This window comes from Arthrobacter sp. 10N43 (assembly GCF_056394525.1).
In genome coordinates, this window is the sequence record NZ_JBFTIA010000003.1 from 115,425 (window position 1) to 132,131 (window position 16,707).

15 protein-coding genes are annotated in these 16,707 nt (G+C 67.4%); 1 reads left to right on the forward strand and 14 read right to left on the reverse strand.

Annotation, left to right across the window (positions count from 1 at the left end):
- Positions 1-101: 101 nt before the first annotated feature.
- From AC1DDO_RS05375 to AC1DDO_RS05440, 14 genes are all read right to left on the reverse strand, one after another.
- A complete protein-coding gene (locus AC1DDO_RS05375) occupies positions 102-287 on the reverse strand; it encodes a hypothetical protein (protein WP_441410930.1) in 186 nt (61 codons plus the stop codon).
- Positions 288-392: 105 nt separating this feature from the next.
- Complete coding sequence (locus AC1DDO_RS05380) at positions 393-623, reverse strand: hypothetical protein (RefSeq protein WP_476867324.1); 231 nt, start codon at positions 621-623, stop codon at positions 393-395.
- A gap of 194 nt (positions 624-817) precedes the next feature.
- Positions 818-1,456 carry a LutC/YkgG family protein gene (locus AC1DDO_RS05385; RefSeq protein ID WP_476867323.1) on the reverse strand — a complete coding sequence of 213 codons (639 nt, stop codon included), beginning with the start codon at positions 1,454-1,456 and terminating at the stop codon, positions 818-820.
- Positions 1,453-3,033 carry a LutB/LldF family L-lactate oxidation iron-sulfur protein gene (locus AC1DDO_RS05390; RefSeq protein ID WP_476867322.1) on the reverse strand — a complete coding sequence of 527 codons (1,581 nt, stop codon included), beginning with the start codon at positions 3,031-3,033 and terminating at the stop codon, positions 1,453-1,455. The genes AC1DDO_RS05385 and AC1DDO_RS05390 overlap by 4 nt, the downstream gene beginning before the upstream one ends.
- Positions 3,030-3,833: a (Fe-S)-binding protein gene (locus AC1DDO_RS05395; RefSeq protein WP_476867321.1), complete on the reverse strand. Its 804-nt coding sequence runs from the start codon at positions 3,831-3,833 to the stop codon at positions 3,030-3,032. Before AC1DDO_RS05395 ends, AC1DDO_RS05390 begins: the two co-directional genes overlap by 4 nt.
- Positions 3,830-5,392 carry a rhamnulokinase gene (locus AC1DDO_RS05400; protein WP_476867320.1) on the reverse strand — a complete coding sequence of 521 codons (1,563 nt, stop codon included), beginning with the start codon at positions 5,390-5,392 and terminating at the stop codon, positions 3,830-3,832. The genes AC1DDO_RS05395 and AC1DDO_RS05400 overlap by 4 nt, the downstream gene beginning before the upstream one ends.
- Positions 5,389-7,428: a bifunctional aldolase/short-chain dehydrogenase gene (locus AC1DDO_RS05405; RefSeq protein WP_476867319.1), complete on the reverse strand. Its 2,040-nt coding sequence runs from the start codon at positions 7,426-7,428 to the stop codon at positions 5,389-5,391. Before AC1DDO_RS05405 ends, AC1DDO_RS05400 begins: the two co-directional genes overlap by 4 nt.
- A gap of 4 nt (positions 7,429-7,432) precedes the next feature.
- Complete coding sequence (rhaI, locus tag AC1DDO_RS05410; RefSeq protein ID WP_476867318.1) at positions 7,433-8,599, reverse strand: L-rhamnose isomerase; 1,167 nt, start codon at positions 8,597-8,599, stop codon at positions 7,433-7,435.
- Entirely contained in the window at positions 8,596-8,979 is a 384-nt protein-coding gene (locus AC1DDO_RS05415) for an L-rhamnose mutarotase (RefSeq protein ID WP_476867317.1), read from the reverse strand. The genes rhaI and AC1DDO_RS05415 overlap by 4 nt, the downstream gene beginning before the upstream one ends.
- Positions 8,976-10,424 (reverse strand): arabinose isomerase, encoded by a 1,449-nt coding sequence (locus AC1DDO_RS05420; protein WP_476867316.1) that lies wholly within the window; start codon positions 10,422-10,424, stop codon positions 8,976-8,978. The genes AC1DDO_RS05415 and AC1DDO_RS05420 overlap by 4 nt, the downstream gene beginning before the upstream one ends.
- Before the next feature lie 195 nt (positions 10,425-10,619).
- The gene (gene rhaS, locus AC1DDO_RS05425; protein ID WP_476867315.1) at positions 10,620-11,687 is read right to left on the reverse strand and encodes a rhamnose ABC transporter substrate-binding protein; all 1,068 of its coding nucleotides are present in this window, start codon (positions 11,685-11,687) and stop codon (positions 10,620-10,622) included.
- Between the two features lie 80 nt (positions 11,688-11,767).
- On the reverse strand, positions 11,768-12,850 hold the full coding sequence (locus tag AC1DDO_RS05430; protein ID WP_476867314.1) for an ABC transporter permease: 1,083 nt from the start codon (positions 12,848-12,850) through the stop codon (positions 11,768-11,770).
- Positions 12,843-13,889: an ABC transporter permease gene (locus tag AC1DDO_RS05435; RefSeq protein ID WP_476867313.1), complete on the reverse strand. Its 1,047-nt coding sequence runs from the start codon at positions 13,887-13,889 to the stop codon at positions 12,843-12,845. The genes AC1DDO_RS05430 and AC1DDO_RS05435 overlap by 8 nt, the downstream gene beginning before the upstream one ends.
- Positions 13,886-15,430: a sugar ABC transporter ATP-binding protein gene (locus tag AC1DDO_RS05440; RefSeq protein WP_476867312.1), complete on the reverse strand. Its 1,545-nt coding sequence runs from the start codon at positions 15,428-15,430 to the stop codon at positions 13,886-13,888. Before AC1DDO_RS05440 ends, AC1DDO_RS05435 begins: the two co-directional genes overlap by 4 nt.
- Before the next feature lie 261 nt (positions 15,431-15,691).
- Between AC1DDO_RS05440 and AC1DDO_RS05445 the strand changes: the two genes are divergently transcribed.
- Positions 15,692-16,702 carry a LacI family DNA-binding transcriptional regulator gene (locus tag AC1DDO_RS05445; RefSeq protein ID WP_476867311.1) on the forward strand — a complete coding sequence of 337 codons (1,011 nt, stop codon included), beginning with the start codon at positions 15,692-15,694 and terminating at the stop codon, positions 16,700-16,702.
- Positions 16,703-16,707: the final 5 nt, after the last annotated feature.

Here is a 16,707-nt window from a genome sequence, read left to right on the forward strand (position 1 = left end):
TCCTTTCGTCCAACTTCCACCCTACGCCCAGCCCAATTCGGCCCCTTCTCCCTGCTCGGGTGCCGGAGCAGTTGCCACGCGAAAAGAACGCTCTGAGACGGTTAGTCGTCGCAGTTTTGCAGGACCCAGTTCTGAGCGCGCCAGATGACGTTGTAGAGGTTGTAGGGTGCGACATCAAAGGTGTCCCACTTCTGGCCGACGTGAGCGGTCCAGTCAGGAATGGCGCCACAGCAGACACGGTGTCCGAAGACATAGAACAGTGCATGTGGCAGAGCGCGCTTGATCATGGAATGCCTTTCCATTGTCGCCGGCCCCCAAATGGGGCTAGCGTAGCTGCGCGCTCATAGCGTCATCGTAGCGGACCCTCTGTTCCGGCGAGCGCAGGCAACCGCTCAGATACCTCCGTCGAGCTGCTCCATCTCCAGGCACGCGTCTTCGTAGGAAACTTCGCCGTTCCGGAAGGCCTGCTCCAGTTCCTTGGCCCTGCGACGCGAGTAGGCAGTACTCAGAGTTCCCGTGACGCCGGCCTCGAGATAGTCGAGTCGGGAGTGCGTGGACTGCTGGCCTTGGACTACCAGGTGCCGGCAGATCGCAGTGCGGAACCAGGCGCCAGGATGCATCAAGCGATATGCGTAGGCTCTGGGATCAACTAAGTACATGGTTCCATGGTTCAACTCCCCGCTGAGAAGAACATGAGTATTTTCTGGGCGATTGGCTTTGCCGCGCTCACCGGGCACACCTCATTGCCAGCAGGAAAGCCCTGCGTCCCTCTATTTGCAACTTATTTGCAAGTTGACGCAGGGCCACGTCCCCCCGTCTACCCGCGCACGATCACCACGTCCAGGGTCCGCGGGCCGTGGACTCCTTCGACGCGTTCGAGTTCGATGTCGCTCGTGGCGCTGGGGCCGCTGATCCAGGTCTGCGCGCGGGTGGCGTCGAGCCGGCGAAGGGCCTCCGGCAGGATGGCGGTGATGTCCCCGGCCCGGACAATGCAGATGTGCCGGTCCGGGACGAGGCTGATGACCCGGCGGCCCTGGTCCGGGCCGGCGTCGAGGATGATGGTGCCGGTTTCGGCGACCGCGGCGGCGCTGCCGGTCACGACGGCGTCCACCCCGTCCAGTTCCTCGACGCTGAGCCGGTGCCCGGGGACGTCGGCAACGCGGCGGGAGCCGGCGTCGTCCGCGTCCGCCTCCGCGAACAGGGACTGGTCGAGTCCGTGCGGGACGGCGTAGCGGCCGGTGCCCTCAAGCAGCGTGGCGAGCCGCCGCGGAACCGCCGCCGCATCCTCGACGAAGACGTTTGCCTTGTAGTCCAGGAGCCGGTCCGTCAGGAGCTCGATGAGCTCTTGCTCGCCGAGTCCGGACGCGCGGCGGTAGTCGCGGGGCACCTCGGCCACGGCCGGGGCGTCCCGGAGGGCCGAGCGGATCCGGTCGAGTATTTCTGCGCGCGCGTTCACGGGGTCTCCTCTGTGCCGGCGGGTTCTGTGCCGGCGGATTCGGTACCTGAGCCGTCTGAACCAGCGGCCCCAGCCCCAGAGCCCGGAGCCGGGCCAGCCGGGGCCCGGTGCTCCTTGTCCCACCATTGCCGGAACGACTGTCCGGGCGGGGCCGGGATGTCCCGGCTCTGGGTCCAGCCGGCGGCGATGCCCGGCAGTTTGGTGATCTTCCGGTCCGGTCCGGCGGCCAGCCGGCCCAGGGGCAACGCCTTCTCCACCAGGCCAAGGTTCTTCCCGGAGGACAGCGCCCAGGAGGCCGCCTTCATGCCCAAGTCCATCTGGCTGGGCAATTTCTTCTTGCCGCGTTTGCTGTCCACGTCCTCGCCGCGCAGGTGCACCAGGATGTCCGGGATGTTGATCTTCACCGGGCAGGCGTCGTAGCAGGCCCCGCACAGGGAAGAGGCGTACGGCAGGGAATTGTTCTCCTCGGCCGTGATCCCGGTCAGCAGCGGGGACAGGATCGCGCCGATCGGTCCCGGGTAGGTGGACCCGTAGGCATGCCCGCCGGTGCGCTCGTAGACGGGGCAGACATTCATGCAGGCGCTGCAGCGGATGCAGTTCAGGGCAGAACGGCCCATTTCGTCGGCCAGGGCGGCGCTGCGCCCGTTGTCGAGCAGGACCAGGTGGACGTTCTGCGGCCCGTCGTCGGGCGTGACGCCGGTCCACAGCGAGGTGTACGGGTTCATCCGCTCCCCGGTGGAGGACCGCGGGAGCAGCTGCATGAACACCTCGAGGTCCTCCCAGGCCGGCAGCAGCTTCTCCACGCCCATGACGGTGATGAGGGTTTCCGGGAGCGTCAGGCACATGCGCCCGTTGCCTTCGGATTCGACGACGGCGAGCGTGCCGGAGTCCGCCAGGGCAAAGTTCGCGCCGGACACGGCCACCTTGGCGGTGAGGAACTTGCGGCGCAGATGGGCCCGGGCGGCCGCGGCGAGGCGGGCCGGTTCGTCGGTCAGGTCCGGATCCACGCCGTCCATTTCGCGCAGGAAGATGTCCCGGACCTGGCTGCGGTTCTTGTGGATGGCCGGGACCAGGATGTGGCTGGGCTTGTCGTGGTCCAGCTGGACGATGAGCTCGGCGAGGTCGGTCTCCAACGCCGCGATCCCCTGCTCCTCGAGGTACTCGTTGAGGCCGATTTCCTGGGTGGCCATGGATTTGACCTTGACCACCTCGTCAGCGCCCTGCTCCCGGATGAGGGCGGCGACTATCCGGTTGGCTTCGCCGGCGTCGCGGGCCCAATGGATTGTCCCGCCGCGGGCGGTGAAGTTCCCCTCGAACTCCACGAGCAGTTCCGGCAGCCGGGCCATGACTGATTCCTTGATCACCCGGCCCGCCTCACGCAGCTCCTCCCAGTCGGGCAGCTCCGACACCACAGCCTGCCGTTTGTCCCGGATGGTCCGGGTGGCGTGGCCGAGGTTTGCCCGCAGCTGGGTGTTGCCGAGCTCGCGGTGCGCGGCTTTCGGGAAGGGCTCGTGTTCGTGCAGGTTGCCGATGCCGAAAACCGGCAGGGACGGCATTCCCAGGAATGTGCCGCTCATCGTGCGGTCCTTCCCGTGGTGAGGCGGATGTCGCCGCTGACGGCGGCGGGATATTCGAGGGTGCTGGCCAGGATCTCGGCGAAGTGCATCGTGGTGACGCCGCTGCCCTGCCGGGACAGTCCGCCGCCGATGTGCAGGAGGCAGGAGGCGTCGCCGCCGGCGCAGAGGTCCGCGCCGGTGCCGCAGATGTTGGCGGTCTTGTCCGCGAGCATCGCCGAGGACACGTCCGCGTTCTTCATCGAGAAGGTGCCGCCGAAGCCGCAGCACTGCTCGGCCTCGGGCAGTTCGGCCAATTCGATGCCGCCGACCGAGCGCAGCAGATCCAGCTGCCGGTCGCCAAGCCGGAGCAGCCGCATGCCGTGGCAGCTGGGGTGGTAGGTGATCCGGTGCGGGAAATAAGAGCCCAGCTGCGCCGCGGCATCCGTGACGCCGAGGACATCGACCAGGAGCTGGGAGAGCTCGTAGGTCTTGCGCCCGACGGCGGCTGCCCGGGCTTCCAGCCCGGCGTCCCCGCAGCGGCGGGCGATCATGGAGTGCTGGTGCTTCACGGAGGCGACGCAGGACCCGGAAGGTGCGACGGCGACGTCGTACTCATCTTCTTCGAATGCCGTCACATGGTTGGCGACGACGGGCAGCGCCTCCTTGAAGTAGCCGCTGTTGACGTGCATCTGCCCGCAGCAGGCCTGCCCGGCGGGGAAGATGACCTCGTGGCCGAGGCGCTCGAGGATGGACACCGTGGCTTGGGCCGTCCGCGGGTACATGGCGTCCACGATGCAGGTGGCGAACAACGCGATCCTCACAGGGCACCTCCGGACACGGACCTGGCTGCCGGCTCATGCCCGGCCCGCTGGTCTTCCGCGGCAGGTGAAGGCAGATACTCCGCAGGCTGCTGGGAGGCCCGGACGACGGCCCGCAGCTCGCCCAAGCCACCGCTGAGCGCACCGGCGGCCCGGGCCTGGACCAGGACGTTGCCCAGCGCCGTGGCTTCCACGGGTCCGGCCAGGACGGGTTTGCCGGTGGCGTCGGCGGTGAGCTGGCACAGGAGCCGGTTCTGGGATCCGCCGCCCACAATGTGCACGACGCCGGCGTGCACGTCAGCAAGCCGTTCCGCGTCGGCGAGGGTCCGGGCGTAGCCGGCGGCGAGGCTGTCCAGGATGCACCGCACGATGTGCGCGGGATGCTCGGGCAGGACGGCACCGGTGTTGCGGACCGCGGCCCGGATGCGCTCGGGCATGTTGTCCGGGGCGATGAAAAAGGGGTCGTCGGCGTTGATGACGGGTCCTCCGGGCGGAAGGGTTGCGGCGGCGTCGAGCAGTTCCTCGAGTCCGGGCCGGTAGCCCTCGGCTGCCCAGGTGCGCTGGCATTCGCTGAGGAGCCAGAGGCCGCCGACGTTGCGCAGGTAGCGGATGGTGCCGTCCACGCCGCGTTCGTTGGTGAAGTTCGCGGCCCGGCTGGCCTCGGTCAGGACCGGGTGGGAGAGTTCGACGCCCACCAGGGACCAGGTGCCCGAGGAGACGTAGCCGAATTTCTCCTCATCGCCTCCGCCGCCCGCGGGCACGGCGGCGACGGCCGAGGCGGTGTCGTGCGAGCCCACGGCCACCACCTTCGTGGCAGCCGGCAGCCCCGTCCGTTCCGCGATCCCCGGCAGCAGGGTGCCGACCGTCTCCCCTGGTTGGACCAGCGGCGGGAACAGGTCCTTGGGCAAGCCCAGGGAGGCCAGGAACTCCGTGGCCCACTCCCCCGCGACGGCGTCGAAGAGCCCCGTGGTGGAAGCGTTGGTGGCCTCGGTGCGGCGCTGGCCGGTCAGCAGGAACCCAATGAGGTCCGGGATCAGCAGGGCCTGCACACCGTCCAGCCCGGGCTCGGCGGCGAGCTGGTAGATGGTGTTGAACGGCAGGAACTGCAGCCCCGTAGTGGCGTAGAGACGCGCCGGGTCCAGCTTTTCGTGGACCCGTGCGACGGCGCCGCGGCCCCGGTCGTCGCGGTAGCTGAACGGTGCCGCGAGGAGTTCACCGGCGTCGTTGACCAGGCCGTAGTCCACGGCCCAGGTGTCGATCCCGATGCTGGCGATCCGCTCGCCGCGGGCCGCGGCCGCCGTGGCGGCGGCCGCGAGCCCGGTGAGGACCTCGGCGAACAGTGCGTCGAAGTCCCAGCGGAGGCCGCCGTCGAGCTCCTTGACGCCGTTGGGGAAGCGGTGCACGGTCTCGAGCTCTGCCCTCGTCCCGCCGGGGCTGTGCGCAACCCGGCCCAGGATGACCCGGCCGGAGGACGCACCAATGTCGACGGCGGCAAAGACGCTGCCGGGCACCGTTCCGTTGGTTGCCGGAGCGCTGGCCAGGCCGGGGGCTGCTGTGCTCATCGCAGGAAGGCCGCGGCCACGCCGGCGTCCACGGGGATGTGGAGCCCGGTGGTGTGGGAGAGCTCGCTGCCGGTCAGCACGGCGGCGGCGTTGGCCACGTTCTCGGGCAGGACTTCGCGCTTGAGCAGGGTGCGCTGGGCGTAGTACTTGCCCAGTTCCTGCTCGTCCACGCCGTAGACGGCGGCGCGCTTGGCGCCCCAGCCGCCGGCGAAGATCCCGGAGCCGCGGACCACGCCGTCGGGGTTGATGCCGTTGACCCGGATCCCGTACTCGCCCAGTTCCGCGGCCAGGAGCCGGACCTGGTGGGCCTGGTCTGCCTTGGTGGCGGAGTAGGCGATGTTGTTCGGCCCGGCGAACACGGAGTTTTTGGAGGAGATGTAAATGATGTCCCCGCCCATCTCCTGGCCGATCATCACCTGCGCGGCGGCCTTGGCCACCAGGAACGAGCCCTTGGCCATGACGTTGTGCTGCAGGTCCCAGTCCTTCTCCGTGGTTTCCAGGAGCGGCTTGGAGATGGAGAGCCCGGCGTTGTTGACCACCAGGTCCAGTCCGCCGAAGGCCAGGACGGCTGCCTGGATGGCCGCGGCGATCTGGGCTTCGTCTGTGACGTCGGCCTGGACGCCGATCGCGACGTCGGAGCCGCCGAGTTCCGCGGCCACCTTTTCAGCGTTCTCGAGGTTCAGGTCCGCGATGACCACGCACGCGCCGTCGGCGGCGAAGCGGGTGGCGATCGCCTTGCCGATGCCCGACGCCGCCCCGGTCACCAGGGCGATCCGGCCCGCGTGGGATTTCGGCTTGGGCATCCGGGCCAGCTTCGCCTCTTCCAGGGCCCAGTATTCGATCCGGAACTTCTCGGATTCCTCGATCGGGGCGTAGCTGGAGACGGCCTCGGCGCCGCGCATGACGTTGATGGCGTTCAGGTAGAACTCCCCCGCCACCCGGGCGGTCTGCTTGTTTGCCCCGAAGGAGAACATGCCCACCCCGGGAACCAGGACGATCGCCGGGTCCGCGCCGCGCAGGGCTGGGCTGTCCGGGGTCGCGTGCCGGTCGTAGTACCCCTGGTAGTCCTCGCGGTAGGCGGTGTGGAGTTCCTTGAGCCGGGCCACGGAGTCCTCGATCGAGGCGTCCGCGGGCAGGTCCAGGACCAGCGGCTTGACCTTGGTGCGCAGGAAGTGGTCCGGGCAGGACGTGCCCAGGGCCCCGAGCCGGGGATGTTCGGCGGCTTCGAGGAAGTCCAGGACGGCGGGGGCGTCGCTGAAATGGCCCAGCTGCGGCTTGTCCGTGGAGGCGAGGCCGCGGATCACGGGGGCCAGTGCTGCGGCCTTCGCGCGGCGCTCGGTCTCCGGGAGGGCGGCGTAGCCGGGGAGCTTCGGCCCGAACGGCTCGGCCCGGCCGTGGTCCTTGATGTATTGCTCGGCCTGCTCGATGATCCACAGCGAGTTGGCTTCGGCTTCCTCGCTGGTGGCGCCCCAGGCAGTGATGCCGTGGCCGCCGAGGATGGTGCCCACGGCGTGCGGGTTCGCGTCCTTGATCGCGGCGATGTCCAGGCCCAGCTGGAAGCCGGGGCGCCGCCAGGGCACCCACGCCACCTTCTCGCCGAAGATCTCCTTGGTGAGGGCCTCGCCGTCGGCGGCCGTGGCAATGGCAATGCCGGAGTCCGGGTGCAGGTGGTCCACGTGCGCGGCGTCGACCAGCCCGTGCATGGCGGTATCGATTGACGGCGCCGCGCCGCCCTTGCCGTGCAGGCAGTAGTCGAAAGCGGCCACCATTTCGTCTTCACGCTCGACGCCGGGGTACACGTTCTTGAGCGCCTGCAGCCGGTCCAGCCGCAGGACGGCAAGGCCCTCGGCCTTCAGCGTGCCCAGGTCCCCGCCGGAGCCCTTGACCCACAGGAGCTCGACGTCCTCGCCGGTCACCGGGTCCTTCTCGGTGCCCTTGGCGGAGGTGTTGCCGCCGGCGAAGTTGGTGTTCCGCTTGTCCGCGCCCAGGCGGTTGGAGCGGGCAATCAGTTCTTCAACGGTCTTGTTCTCAGTCATAGCTCTAGGCGCCCCATCCGGCTTGCTGGCCGCCGACGCGGTCCTCGTTGATCTTCTTCTGGTAGCCGCTGGCTTTGAAGGCGGCCAGCGGGTCCGCGGGCAGGCCGCGGGATTCACGCCACTGCGCCAGGGCAGGGCGGACATCGGTGTAGAACGCATCGTTGAAGATGCCGTTGGCGGCCAGGACGTCGCCGTTGCGCTGGGCCTCGGCGAGTGCGTCGGTGTCGATGAGCAGGGCGCGGGCGGTCATTTCCTGGACGTTGAGCACGGAGCGGATCTGGCCCGGGATCTTTTCCTCCAGGTTGTGGCACTGGTCCAGCATCAGGGCGACGCCGGACTCTTTGCCGAAGCCGCCGCCGCGGATGACCTCGTGCATGATCCGGAACAGCTGGAAGGGATCGGCCGCGCCGACGATCAGGTCGTCGTCGGCGTAGAAGCGGGAGTTGAAGTCGAAGGAGCCGAGCTTGCCCAGGCGCAGCAGCTGCATGACGATGAATTCGATGTTGGTCCCGGGGGCGTGGTGGCCGGTGTCCAGGCAGACGAAGGCCTTCTCGCCCAGGGCCAGGGTCTGCGCGTAGGAGGTGCCCCAGTCCGGGACGTCGGTGTGGTAGAAAGCCGGCTCGAAGAACTTGTACTCCAGGACCAGGCGCTGCGCCGCGCCGAGCCCGGCGTAGATCTCCTGCAGGGATTCCGCGAGGCGGTCCTGCCGGCCGCGCATGTCGTCCTGGCCCGGGTAGTTGGTGCCGTCCGCGAGCCAGATCTTCAAATCGCGCGAGCCCGTGGCGTGCATGATCTCAAGGCACTCGAGGTGGTGGTCGATTGCGCGGCGGCGGACCGCAGGGTTGGAAGAGGTCAGGGAGCCGAACTTGTACTCGTCGTCCTGGAACGTGTTGGAGTTGATGGTGCCTAGGCTGACGCCGAGGTCCGCTGCATACTCCTTCAGCGCCGCGTAGTCATCGACCTTGTCCCAGGGAATGTGCAGCGCCACGGTCGGGGCCAGTCCGGTGAGTTCGTGGACCTTCGCGGCGTCGGCCAGCTTCTCGTGGACGGTGCGCGGAGTGCCGGGGGTGCCGAACACCTTGAAGCGGGTGCCGGAGTTGCCGTAGGCCCAGGAGGGGACCTCGATGGCGAGTTCCCCGAGGCGGCCCAGGGCCGTTTCTGTGGTGTTCATGATTGTTCCTTTTGCGGTTGGTGGTTGTCCCCGGGGGCGTTGGCCGCGGACAACTGGTCCTCGAGATTGAAGATTTCGGTGAGCTGGAGGAAGCTCTGGTCCGGCGCCCCGGCGAGGTCGTCGAAGAATCCGGCCATCTCGGTCTGCCAGCGGCTGTTCACCTCAGTCAGGGCCATGCGGGCCTGGGCGCCGGTCAGGCTGTCTGTTTCGAAGTAGCCGATCAGGAGTCCGTCGGGCCGGAGGAAGAGTGAGTAGTTGTTCCAGCCGGAAGCCTTGAGGGCCCGGAGCATCTCCGGCCAGACGGCGGCGTGCCGACGGGTGTATTCCTCGATCAGCCGGGGCTTGACCTGGAGTTGGAAGCAGACGCGCTGGGTGCTCATGAGAGCACCACGTGGCGGTGTTCGATGCCCAGGAGGGATGCGGCGGCCTTGATGTCGGCGGCCCGGTGGCCGACGCACAGGGCCCAGTGGTGGCCGATTCCGGTCTGGCTCCACTGGTCCACCCAGAGCCCGGGATCCCCGCCGAAGTCCACGCGGGAGGTCGTGTTTCCGATCTGGAGGAGCGGCCCCGGGACAACTTCGCCCTCGGAGGTGACGAACACGTAGCTTCCGTCCGGGTCCTGGCCGAGGCCGAAGGTGGTGACGGGGCCGTGGCGCACATCGAATTCGACTGAGACACCCCAGCCGCGCTTGCCGTGGTAGATGCCGAGTCCGCGCAGCAGCGGCTCCTGGGCGGACACGGCCAGGTGGGCCGGACCGTCGTGTCCCATTTCGACCACGTTGTCGACGAAGTTTAGGGCCTGGATCTCGGTAAATGATCCCCCGGCGCCGATCGCCTGGGCCGCCAGCATGGCGATGGAGGTCCGCAGCTCGAACTCGCCGGCCATCGGGATGCCCCGGGCCGTCAGGATGGAGGAGCCCAGGATCATCCCGGCGCCGAGCCGTTCATGCTGTTCACCGGCCAGTCCGCGGTGGTAGTACGCCACGGAGTCCAGGTCAAAGTCCTCCACGAGGCGGTCCAAGCCCACCGACACCTTCGCACCCCACGCGAAGTCGTCGTCGTTCACAGAGTCATCCACAACGAAGAGTTCGCGGGCAAGCTCCAGGCGTTCGGACACCTCCGCCTCCGTGACGGCGTTGACCCGTTCGCGGAGGTCATCGAATTCGAGCACCTCCACGTGGGAGCCGAAGGTGGTGGAAACGGTGGTGAGGTCGGTGGCGACATCCAGCATGCCCGGATAGAGGTGGCCCATGAGCCCGTGCCGGGCATTGCGGAGCCGGGCGCGGACGCCGGCGGCGTGGACCCACGCGGTGATCCGCTCCCAGGCGGACTCCTGCTTGAGGTGCCCGGAGACTGAGCGGAAGTCGATCCCGGCCCGGCGGAAGACGTTGGCGACCTCCGGCACCGGGCATTGGCCGCAGTAGGCCAGCCACTTGCCGGTGTCAAAGTTGGCATGGTCCATCGCTTCGGTTGGCTGCAGGTCGATCACCAGGACGGGGGTCTTCGCCCGCTGGGCGATGGGCAGGACCATGGAGGACGTCAGGTACGTGGTGAGGAAGATGACGATGAGGTCGCAGTCCGCGACGCGGAGCTTTTCGCCGGCCGCGGCGGCTTCCTGCGCGTCGGAGATGAAGCCGGTGTCGACGACGTCGGCGTCGAGTCCCTGGAAGCGGCTGGTGACGTAGCGGACGGAGTCCCGCAGCTGCGGCAACAGCTCTGGAAACTGGGGCCAGTAGGCGCCCAGACCGCCGGAGACCAGCCCGATGCGGGTGGGGCGGCGGCGGTGCGGATGCAGCAGCCGATCTACCGGTTGTTTCTGGTTCATGTGGGGGCCTTCCGGCATGAAATGGGGGTTCTGGGGCTCCGGAACGCGGTTTCCGGGCACGGCGGCGGAGCAGGGCGCCGTGGTCCCGGTGCTGTGGCACCGGTGATGTGGAACAGATGTAGAAGTAGGAGAAGGAGAGGTGCCGGGCGGGCTGTCGGCGGCCCGCCCGGCCGCTCAGTATGGGTCAGGAACGGATTAGAAGTTGTACTTGTCGATGTTCTCGGCGTTGAAGACGGTCGGCGGGCCGACGATCACCAAGCCGCCCTTTTCGACTTTGCGTTCGCCCAGCTCGCCGGCGGTGAAGGTGTCCCCTTCGGCGCCGGTGATCTTGCCGTCCTTGAGGGCCTTGCCAGCGAAGGCCGCAACATAGCCAAGCTGTGCCGGATCCCAGAGGGCGAACTCCTTGACGGTGCCGTCCTTCACGAAGGGCCGCATTTCATTCGGGAGCCCCAGCCCGGTGAGGGCAACCTTGCCCTTGTACGCGGACGTTGAGAGGTAACGGGCGGTGGCGGCGATGCCCACGGTGGTCGGGGAGATAATGCCCTTCAGGTTCGGGTGCGCCTGCATGAGGCCCTGGGCTTCCTGGAAGGACTTGGTGTCGTTGTCATCGCCGTAGACCTTGGCCACAAGCTTGATGTCCTTGTACGCGGGGTTGGAGGCGAGCTCCTCCTCCATGTACTTGATCCACTCGTTCTGGTTGGTGGCGTTGGCCGTGGCGGACAGGATGGCGATCTCGCCGCTGCCGCCGATCTGCTCGGAAATCAGCTTGGTCTGGATCAGGGCAACGTCCTTGGCGACGACCTGGCTGATGAAGACGTCGCGGCAGTCGGGATTGGTGTCCGAGTCGAACGCGACGATCTTGGCGCCAGCGGACCGGGCTTCGCCGAGGGCCGTGCAGACGGCGTCGGGGTCATTGGCGGCAATCGCGATGACGTTCGTGCCGGCCTGCGTCTCGGCGTTGATGAACGAAACCTGGCTGGAGGCGGAGGCTTCCAGCGGTCCGACGACCTGCGAGGAGGCGAATCCTGCCTCGGTGGCACCCTTCTTGCCGCCGCCCAGGACGACGTCCGTGTACGGGTTGTTCAGTTGCTTGGGGATGAAGGTGATCTTCTGGTCCCCGCCGCCTGCCGAGGGGCTGCTGGTGTCGCTGGAGGATGCAGAGCCGCTGTTGCAGGCTGTCAGCGCCAGTGCGGCCACGGCGGTGATGGCCACCATGCTTCCCAGTCGGCCGGTCCGGCCCTTGTTCTTGCGGTTCAACATCATTGTTCTTCCCTTTTCCTTCGTGCGGTCGGTACGGCCGGCCCCAGGCGGGCGCGGTTTGTGGTGGTGCTGGTGTGCAAATTTCAGGTGGCCTTGCGGGTGAAACTTCGGCGGACGCGGCGGGTGTGCCGCCATTGCCTGATGGCGGAGCCGATGCTCGGCGCCACCACCGAGAAGATCAGCAGCAGGCCGGTCACCGTGATGAGGACGACGTCGGACACCCGGGCCAGGCGAAGGGCGTAGTTGAGCGTCCCGATCAGCAGGACACCGGCGATGACGCCGGGGATGGAGCCCTTGCCGCCGAAGATCGACACGCCGCCGAGCAGGACGGCGGCGATGACGGCCAGTTCCAGGCCGGAGGCGTTGTCGCTGCGGGCGCTGGTGTAGCGCAGCGTCCAGTAGATGCCGGCCAGCGCCGAGACGGCGCCGGACCCGACGTAGAGCCAGAACTTGCTGCGGGCCACGTTGATGCCGACGAAGCTGGCGGCTTCCTTGCTGTAGCCCATCGCATAGAGGCCGCGTCCGAACGGCGTGAAGTGCAGCAGCACGCCGAAGAAGACCATCACCACGACGACGCCGATCATCACCGTGGGGATGCCGGTGCCGCCGATTTTGGAGGTGAAGAAGGCGGTCAGCGCCTTGGGGAAGTTGGCCACGGCGTTGTCGCCGATGATGACCAGGGCCAGGCCGCGGAACAGCGCCAGGGTGCCGATGGTCACCGCCAGGGAGGGCAGGCCGAGGACCGCGATCAGGAAGCCGTTGAACATGCCGGCGGCAATTCCTGCCAGCAGGCTGATTGCCAGGGCCAGCCATATGTCCGTCCCGCCGGCCCAGAGGACGCCCATCAGGGCGCTGGTCAGGCCGGCGGTACTGGCCACGGACAGGTCGATTTCGCCCGTGATGATGATCAGCGTCATCGGCATGGCGATCAGCAGGACCGGGATGACGTCCAGGAGCAGGAAGCCGGTGGTGACCGGCGAGGCGAAGCGCGGGATGGCGATTGCTGCGTAGATCAGGAAAGCAATCAGGGCGTAGATGGTGATGGCGTCCCGGCCGGTCAGGATCCGTGCGGCGCCGGTCCGGCCCTTCGGTTCGCTGGCCAGCGGCTTGGTGTTGTCAGCCACGGCGGCCGGCGCCGTGCTGGTGGTGGACGTGGTTTCAGACATTGCGAGCCTCGCTAATCCGCAGTTTCTTGGCTGTGCGCAGGCTGGCCACGCGGTCGATGATGATGGCGGTGAGGATCAGTACGCCGACGATCGCCTGCTGCCAGAATTTGTCCACCCGCAGGGCGGTCAGGGAACTGGTGATGGTGGTCAGGAGCACGGCGCCGAGCGCGGCCCCGGTCACCGATCCGCTGCCGCCGAAGATCGCTACGCCACCGACGACGGCGGCCGCCACCACGGTCAGTTCCATGCCGGTGCCGGTGGTGGCTCCGACGGAGTTGAAGCGGCTGGCGTAGAGCACCCCGGCCAGCCCGGCGAGCGCGCCGTTGGCCAGGAACGCGAGGAACACGCGCTTGGAGACCTTGATGCCGAAGGCAGTGGCCGCGTCCGGATCCGAGCCGATGGCGTACAGGTCACGGCCCGGACGGGTGCCGGACATATAGATGGCGACGGCGATCACGACGCCGATGGCCAGCAGCGTGATGACGGGGAACCCCAGAAAGGTGTTCACCGAGAGGGCGCCGAACTCCTCCGGACGGTCGCCCGCGAAGTACTGCTTGCCGCCGGCCCAGGCGTTGTTCAGGCCGCGGTACACGTAGAGCGTCCCGAGTGTGATGACCAGGGCGGGCACTTTGGCCAGGGTGACCAGGGCGCCGTTGACGGCGCCCAGCAGCGCCCCGAAGGCCATGCCGATCACAAAGACTGCGATAATCGGCACGTCGGGCATAGCCGAGAAAAGGGTGCCGGTGCCGAAGGCGACCAGCCCCAGCATGGAGCCGACGGAAAGGTCGATGTTCCTGGTGATGATCAGCAGGGTCTGCCCTACCGCCAGAATCATGATGATCGTGGCGTTGAGCAGCAGGTCCTTCACGCCCTGCGCGGTGAGGAACAGCGGGTTGATCAGGTAGGTGACGAGTACCAGCAGTGCCAGCGCGATCAGCACTGGGAGTTCGCGCATCCGCAGCAGCGAGGCGACGGCGTCCCGGGCGCCGGCTGCGGGTGCCGGCGTCGTTGCGTTCTTGTGGTCCAGAGCTGAGCTCACAGGGTTCCTCCTGCGGAAGACGTGGCGGCGTGCATGACCGATTCGGGATTCGCATCGGCACGGTCGAGTTCGGCGGTGATCCGGCCTTCGCGCATGACCAGGACGCGGTCAGCCATGCCGAGGACCTCGGGCAGTTCGGAGGAGATCATCAGGATCGCGATCCCGCGCCCGGCGAGGTCCGAAATGAGCCGATGCACCTCGCTCTTGGTGCCGACGTCGATGCCGCGGGTGGGCTCGTCGATGATCAGCAGCCGCGGGTCCGTGGCCAACCACTTGGCGAGCACCACCTTTTGCTGGTTGCCGCCGGAGAGCGTGGAGACGGCGTACTCCTGCGAGCCGGTCTTCACCTGGAGCCGTTTGCTCCATTCCTGGGCCGCGCGCCGCTCGGCGCCCCCGTTGATCAGCCCCGCCGTCGTGTACTTGTTGCGCAGCGTGAGCGTGACGTTCCGGGCCACGGACAAGTCCATCACCAGGCCCTGCTTGCGGCGGTCCTCCGGCACGAAGCCCATGCCGGCGGTGATGGCCACCTGGGGATTCCGCGGCTTGAGCTTGCGTCCCTCGAAGGTGATATCGCCGGCGTCGTAGGGGTCGATACCGAATACGGCGCGTGCCACCTCGGTGCGGCCGGCGCCGACGAGGCCGGCCAAGGCAACGATTTCCCCGGCGCGGACCTCGAAGCTGATATCGCGGAACACCCCGGCGCGGCTGAGGCCGTCCACTTTCAGGACCACGTCGCCGATCTCGGCAGGGGTCTTGGGGAACAAGGCGCCAATGTCGCGGCCCACCATCTCGCGAACGATCTGCTCGACGGTGACGTCGGCCGTGCGGTGGGTGGAGATGTACCGGCCGTCCCGCATTACGGTGATGCGGTCGCACAGGTCAAAGACCTCGTCGAAACGGTGCGAAATGAAGAGGATGCCGGTCCCCCGGTCCCGGAGGCTCCGGGCCACGGAGAACAGCCGTTCCACCTCGACGCCGCTGAGGGCTGCCGTGGGCTCGTCCATCACCAGGACTTTGGCGTCCAGCGAAATGGCCTTGGCGATTTCAATGATCTGCTGGTCCGCGATGGACAGGCCTTCGGCGATGCGGGTCGGGTCGATCGGAACGCCAAGCCGCTCGAACAGCTTGCGCGCCTCCCTGACCATGATCGCTTTGCTGATGAGCCCGAAACGGCCCTTGGGCTGGCGGCCGATGAAGATGTTCTCCGCGACGCTCAGGTCCGGGAAGAGTGTGGGTTCCTGGTAGATGACCGAGATTCCGGCGTCCTTGCTCTCGGCAACATTGCGGAACTGGACGCTCTGGCCTGCCACCTGGAAGTCGCCGGAATCGGGATGGTGCAGGCCTGCGAGGATTTTCACCAGCGTGGATTTGCCGGCGCCGTTCTCGCCGACGAGTGCGTGGATTTCGCCAGCCTCGATGTGGATGGTGCCGTCGGCCAAGGCGACCACCGGGCCGAAAGTCTTGGCTGCGTGGGAGAGCGAGAGAACCGGAACCTGCTCCCCCTCAGCGGGGCCGGACCGGGAACTGTGTGTCTGCTGCATAAAATTGACCGCACCTTTGGGGCTTAGTGAACACTGCCTTAGTGAACGCTGGAATGAATCGTTTCATAACCAGTTGTGATTTGAATCATAAGGTCTTCAAATCAACACGTCAACTGCCGTCACGCATCCATTACGCGGCTTTTGATTCGTTTCAATGAAAGGGTTCAAATTGGATCCCGGACGGGTATCCTGAAGTGAGTATTTTGCGTACGCGCCGCCTGGCCCCAAGGGCTGCGGCGTCCACCTTCAGGAGCACAGGAAATGGTTTCAGCGAGCGTCAAGGACGTCGCGGCCCTGGCCGGCGTCTCGGTCGGGACGGTCTCCAATGTGCTGAACCGGCCGGAGAAGGTCTCTGCCGAAGTCACCATCAGGGTCCAGTCCGCCATCGACAAGCTCGGCTTCGTCCGGAACGACGCCGCGCGCCAGTTGCGCGCGGGCATGAGCCACAGCATCGGCCTGGTGGTCCTGGACGCCGCCAACCCCTTCTTCTCGGATCTGGCCCGGGGCGCGGAGGACCGCGCCGCCGCGGAGAACTTCACCGTCCTCGTCGGCAACAGCAACGAGGACGAGGGCCGGGAATCCGCGTATCTGGACCTCTTTGAGCAGCAGCGCGTGCGGGGCGTGCTGCTGTCCCCGGTAGGAAATGTCATCCCGAGGCTGGAGCAGCTCCGGCGCCGGGGCATCCCGACGGTGCTCGTGGACCGGCAGACAGAGAACATGAGCTTCTCCTCGGTGGCCGTGGACGACCTGGCGGGCGGGGAGATGGCCGCGGCCCACCTGTTGTCGCTGGGCCGGCGGCGGATCGCGTTTGTTGGCGGCCCGGCAAGCATCCGGCAGGTGGCGGACCGTTTGGCAGGGGCGCGGAAGGCCATCGACGCCGTCGCGGGCGCAACACTCGAGGTCATCGCCACGGAATCCCTGACCGTACTTTCGGGCAGGGCGGCCGGTGAGTCCATCCGGTCACGGCCCGAAGCCGAACGCCCGGATGCGATCTTTGCAGCCAACGACCTGCTTGCCGTGGGCGCCCTGCAGGGACTCATGCTCATGGGCGGCGTCAAGGTGCCGCAGGAGATCGCCCTGATCGGCTACGACGACATCGAGTTCGCCGCCGCCGCCGTCGTGCCGCTGTCCTCCATCCGGCAGCCCAGTGCCCTTATCGGCTCCACCGCGCTGGAACTGCTGCTCCAGGAGGCGGCAGCAGAAGACGGCTTTGCACCCACCCAGGTGGTCTTTCCGCCCGAATTGATAGTGAGGGCATCCACGCAGGGCTGAAAGGA